The 5083-nt window shown below is 71.1% G+C and carries 4 protein-coding genes; 3 read left to right on the top strand and 1 reads right to left on the bottom strand.

What is annotated here, in order from left to right:
* A partial coding sequence (locus tag B4E30_RS09770) for an ABC transporter ATP-binding protein (protein ID WP_286795076.1) occupies nt 1-457 on the top strand: 457 nt, incomplete at its 5' end.
* Complete coding sequence (locus B4E30_RS09765; RefSeq protein WP_286795073.1) at nt 454-1566, top strand: ABC transporter permease; 1113 nt, start codon at nt 454-456, stop codon at nt 1564-1566. The genes B4E30_RS09770 and B4E30_RS09765, both read left to right, overlap by 4 nt.
* Before the next feature lie 343 nt (nt 1567-1909).
* Here B4E30_RS09765 and B4E30_RS09760 read toward each other — a convergent pair whose 3' ends face one another.
* Entirely contained in the window at nt 1910-3703 is a 1794-nt protein-coding gene (locus B4E30_RS09760) for a glycoside hydrolase family 15 protein (protein WP_286795071.1), read from the bottom strand.
* A gap of 46 nt (nt 3704-3749) precedes the next feature.
* Between B4E30_RS09760 and B4E30_RS09755 the strand changes: the two genes are divergently transcribed.
* The coding region (locus tag B4E30_RS09755; protein WP_286795068.1) for a glucose-6-phosphate dehydrogenase at nt 3750-5083 on the top strand (1334 nt) is incomplete at its 3' end.

Here is a 5083-nt window from a genome sequence, read left to right as displayed (position 1 = left end):
CCTCGTGCACGACCCCGACGTGCTCATCCTCGATGAACCCTTCTCGGGTCTCGACCCGCTCGCCGTCGAAGTGGTCGCCGCCGTCCTGCAGGAGCGGGCCGCCGCGGGAGCATCCGTGCTGTTCAGCTCGCACCAGCTCGACGTCGTCGAGCGGCTGTGCGACGACCTCGTCATCATCGCCGGCGGCACAATCCGGGCCAAGGGCGCACGCGACGAGCTGCGGGCCGCCCACGCGCAGCGCCGCTACGAGCTCGTCTCCACCGGCGACGCCGGGTGGCTGCGCGACGAAGAGGGCGTCGACGTGCGCGACTTCGACGGCGGCTACGCCGTGTTCGACGCCGATTCCGACGAGACGGCCCAGCGCGTGCTCCGCCGCGCAGTCGCACAGGGCGACGTCGCCAGCTTTGCCCCGCAGCATCCGACCCTGTCGCAGATCTTCAAGGAGGTCATCCAGTGAACGCCACCCCGACCGCCGGCCCCACGACGGCCGGCCCCACGACGGCGCAGAGCGTCTGGCTCGTCGCCGAGAGGGAGATCGGCTCGAAGCTGCGCAGCAAGGCCTTCATCATCTCGTTCGCGATCCTCTTCGTCGGCGCGCTCGCGCTGGTGCTGTGGGGCGGCTTCACCGCGCAGAACACCTCCGGCACGCCCGTCGCGGTAACCTCCGAAGCACAGCAGTACGTCGCGGACGTGCCCGGCGTCGACGTGACCGACGCCGCATCCGACGCCGAAGCGCGCGAGCTCGTGAGCGCGGGCGAGGTCGACGCGGCCATCGTGGGCGATTCCGCGTCGCCGACGGGCTTCACGGTCGTCGCCGAATCCAGCCCGCCGACCAATCTGCTGCTCTCGCTGTCGCAGCTGCCGACCGTGGAGCTGCTCGACCCCGACGCCGGGTCGGATGCGCTCGGATTCGTCGCCGCCATCGGCTTCGGCGTGGTCTTCCTCATGGCCGCATCCCTGTTCGGCGGGACCATCGCGCAGTCGGTGGTCGAGGAGAAGCAGACGCGCGTGGTCGAGCTGCTCATCTCGGCGATCCCGGTGCGCTCGCTGCTCGCCGGGAAGGTGATCGGCAACACGATCCTCGCGATGGGCGAGATCCTCATCCTCGTGGCGATCGCCGTGGTGGGCCTGACCGTCACGGGCCAGTCCGAGCTGCTGCAGGGTCTCGGGGCGCCGATCGCCTGGTTCGCCGTGTTCTTCTTCTTCGGCTTCGTGCTGCTGGCGACGCTGTTCGCCGCCGCCGCGTCGATGGTCTCGCGCCAGGAGGACATCGGCTCGACCACCACGCCGCTCACGATGCTGATCATGGCGCCGTACTTCCTCGTGATCTTCTTCTACGAGAACCCCGTCGTGCTCGGGATCATGTCGTACGTGCCGTTCTCGGCGCCGGTGGGGATGCCCATGCGCATGTTCCTCGGCGAGGCCCAGTGGTGGGAGCCGCTGCTGTCGCTGGCGATCCTCATCGCCACGTGCCTCGGAGCGATCGTCGTGGCCGCGAAGATCTACGAGAACTCGCTGCTGCGCATGGGCGCCCGCGTCAAGCTCTCCGAGGCCCTCTCCCGCTGACGCACGGGCGGCTCACGTGCACGTACTCAGGCTGGCGGGCGCCGGGACCGGGTGAATCCCGGTCCCGGCGCCTCTTCGTCCCCTCGGAGCCTGAATTGGTGCACGTGGTGTGCGGGCGGCAGGCGGGCGGGCGGCCGACTGAGCGGCTGAGGCGCGCAGCAGGCTCGCCCCGGCCGTCCTCGCGGCCGAGGCGGGCGGGGCGCAGCGGACCCGGCGCAGTGTGCACCAACTCAGGCTCGGCGCGGCCGGATCTGGCCTCGGGCCCGGAATCGGCCACTTCCTCACCGTGCAGCCTGAATTGGTGCACAGGGAGGACCAGCGGAGGTCCGGGAGGACGGCGCGGTCAGACGCGGTAGGCGGCGCGGCCGGAGTGGCCGACGAGGGCATCCGCGGCGCGCACGAGGGCGAGGTGCGACAGGGCCTGAGGGGTGTTCCCGGCGTGGCGGTCGCGCCCGACGTCGTACTCCTCCGACAGCAGCCCGACGTCGTTCGCGACGGCGCACGCCCGATTCATGAGCTCGTCGGCGTCGTCGATCCGGCCGCTGCTGGCGTACTGCTCGACGAGCCAGAACGTGCAGGCCAGGAAGGGATGCTCGTCGCCGGGGAGCCCGTCGACGCCGCTGTCGGTGCGGTAGCGCAGCAGGAAGCCGTCGCGCATGAGCGTGCGCTCCATCTCGGCGACGGTGCCGAGCATGCGCGGGTCGTCGTGGGCGCAGAAGCCCACCTGGGGCAGGAGCAGCAGCGACGCGTCGACCTCGGTCGAGCCGTAGTGCTGCACGAAGTGCCCCCGCTCCGCGTCGAAGCCGTTCGCGTCGATCTCCTCGCGCACCCGGTCGCGAAGGAGCTCCCACGTGGATGCGTCGCCCGGCAGCCCCGTCTCCTTCACCGCGCGCACGCCACGGTCGAGCGCCGCCCACACCATCACCCGCGAGTGGGTGAACATCGTCTCCTCGCCGCGGATCTCCCAGATGCCGCAGTCGGGTCGGTCGAACCACTCCACGACCTGATCCAGCAGGGCCTTCTGCAGCGCCCACGAGAAGTCCGACTCGTCGACGCCGGCGTTGCGGGCCGCCTCGAGAGCGACCATCACCTCGCCGATCACGTCGGCCTGGAACTGCGTGTAGGCACCGTTGCCGAGGCGCACCGGCGCCGACCCCTCGTATCCGGGCAGGCTCGTCAGCTCGCTCTCGGGCAGCTCCCGCTCCCCCGCGATGCCGTACATGATCTGCACGTCGGCGGGGTCTCCGGCGACCGCCCGCAGCAGCCAGCGCCGCCAGCGGAACGCGATGCGCGTGAAGCCGTGCTCGAGCAGCGCCTCGAGGGTGAGGGATGCGTCGCGCAGCCACACATAGCGGTAGTCCCAGTTGCGGGATCCGCCGAAATCCTCGGGCAGCGACGTGGTCGCAGCGGCGACGATCCCGCCGGTGTCGAGGTGGGTGAGCGCCCGGAGCACCAGCAGCGACCGCACGACCTCCTCGTGGTGCGGTCCGTGGTGCTCGATCGTCTCGGCGAAGTCGCCCCAGAACGACTGCGTCGACGCGCGGACGGCGTCGACGTCGACCGGCGGCGGGGTCGGCAGGTGGGATGCGAACCACGTCAGCGTCACATCGACCTCGTCGCCGGGCCCGACCGTCACGGTGCCGCGATGCCGGTGGTCGACGGCGCGGAGGCGGGCACCCCGCACGACGACCGCGTCGGGTCCGGCGATCCCCAGCAGCGCGGGCGCGTCGTCGTCGCCGATCTGACGCACCCACGGCACGGAGCGCGCGTAGTCGAACCGCACCACGAGCTCGTGATCGAAGGCGACCTCGCCCGAGACGCCGACGATGCGGCGCACGATGTCGGTGCGGTCGCCGTCGATCGGCATGAACTCGTGCACCTCGGCGACACCGTCCACGCTCTCCCATCGGGTGACGAGGGTGAAGGTGTCACCGTCGTAGCGGCGCGTCGGCGTCGCGTGCGGGTCGGCGGGTCGAAGCATCCATCTGCCGTGGTCCTCGTCGCCGAGAAGGGCACCGAAGACGGAGGCGGCGTCGTAGCGAGGCGGACAGAACCAGTCGATGCTGCCCTCGCGCGAGACGAGCGCCGCGGTGCGGCAGTCGCTGAGCAGAGCGTAGTCCTCGATGGGTGCGGGCACGGCAGCCTCCCGGGAGCAGTGTGGTGGGCAGCGGTTCGACGCTATCGTGGGCGCCGTGACCTCCGCGACCACGACGCTGCTCATCCTCGGAGCCTCGGGAGACCTCACCTCCCGTCTGCTCCTGCCCGCCCTCGGCGAGCTCCTCACCCGAGAGCCCGATCGCCACGTGCACCTGCGCGGCGCCGGTATGGACGACTGGGACGACACGCACTGGCGCGACGTGGTGAAGACCTCGTTCGCTGCCGGTGACGCCGACGCCGCCTTCGCCGCGGTCGATCAGACCACGTACACGCGCGCCGACATCACCAAGGCGGATGACCTGCAGCGCCTGGTCCACGGCGTCGACGGACCGCTCGCGCTGTACTTCGCCGTTCCGCCGGCGATCGCCGCCCGCGCGTGCGAGGCGCTCGCCGACGTGACCCTTCCCGAGGGCACGATCCTGGCGCTCGAGAAGCCCTTCGGAACGGATGCCGACAGCGCGCACGCGCTCAACCGCACGCTCGAGCAGCTCGTCCCCGAGAATCAGATCTTCCGCGTCGATCACTTCCTGGGGCGCTCGACGCTGCTGAACCTGCTCGGCGTGCGCTTCGCGAACCGCGTGATCGAGCCGGTGTGGAACGCCGAGCACGTCGAGAGCGTGCTCGTGCGCTTCGACGAGGCGCTCGGCCTCGAGGGACGCGCCGGCTACTACGACAAGGCCGGCGCGATGATCGACATGATCCAGAGCCACCTGCTGCAGGTGCTGGCCTTCCTCGCGATGACCGCACCCGCATCCCTCGACGAACGAGATCTGCGGGATGCGACCGGCGCGGCCCTGCGCGCGACGCACGTGTGGAACGACGATCCCGCGACCGCGTCCCGGCGCGCGCGCTACACCGCCGGGTCGATCGGGGACCGGACGTTCCCCTCCTACGTCGACGAGCCCGGGGTCGACCCGTCGCGCCACACCGAGACGCTCGCCGAGGTGACCTTCGCCGTCGACACCGCGCGCTGGTCCGGCGTGCCGTTCACGCTGCGATCGGGCAAGGCGATCGGCGAGCCGGTGCGCGAGATCGTCGTGCAGTTCCGACCGGTGCGGCACGTTCCGACGGGGCTCACAGGGGATGCATCGGGCTCGGTCATGCGCTTCTCCCTCGGTCCCGACGTGCTCTCGCTCGAGCTCAACGTCAACGGCGCCGACGACCCGTTCGAACTCGAGCGCATCGGCCTGACCGCCGACCTCGGCGCGGGCGCGCTCCGGGCCTACGGCGAGGTGCTCTCGAGCATCCTCGACGGCGATGCCGCCCTCGCGGTGCGCGGGGATGCGGCCGAGCAGTGCTGGCGCATCGTGCAGCCGGTGATCGACGCGTGGCGCGCCGACGACGTGCCGCTGGACGAGTA

Source organism: Microbacterium sp. UBA3394 (assembly GCF_002358725.1).
GTDB lineage: Bacteria > Actinomycetota > Actinomycetes > Actinomycetales > Microbacteriaceae > Microbacterium > Microbacterium luteum.
Note: the sequence above shows the minus strand (reverse complement) of the source record. Positions and strands in the feature narration are given on the sequence as shown.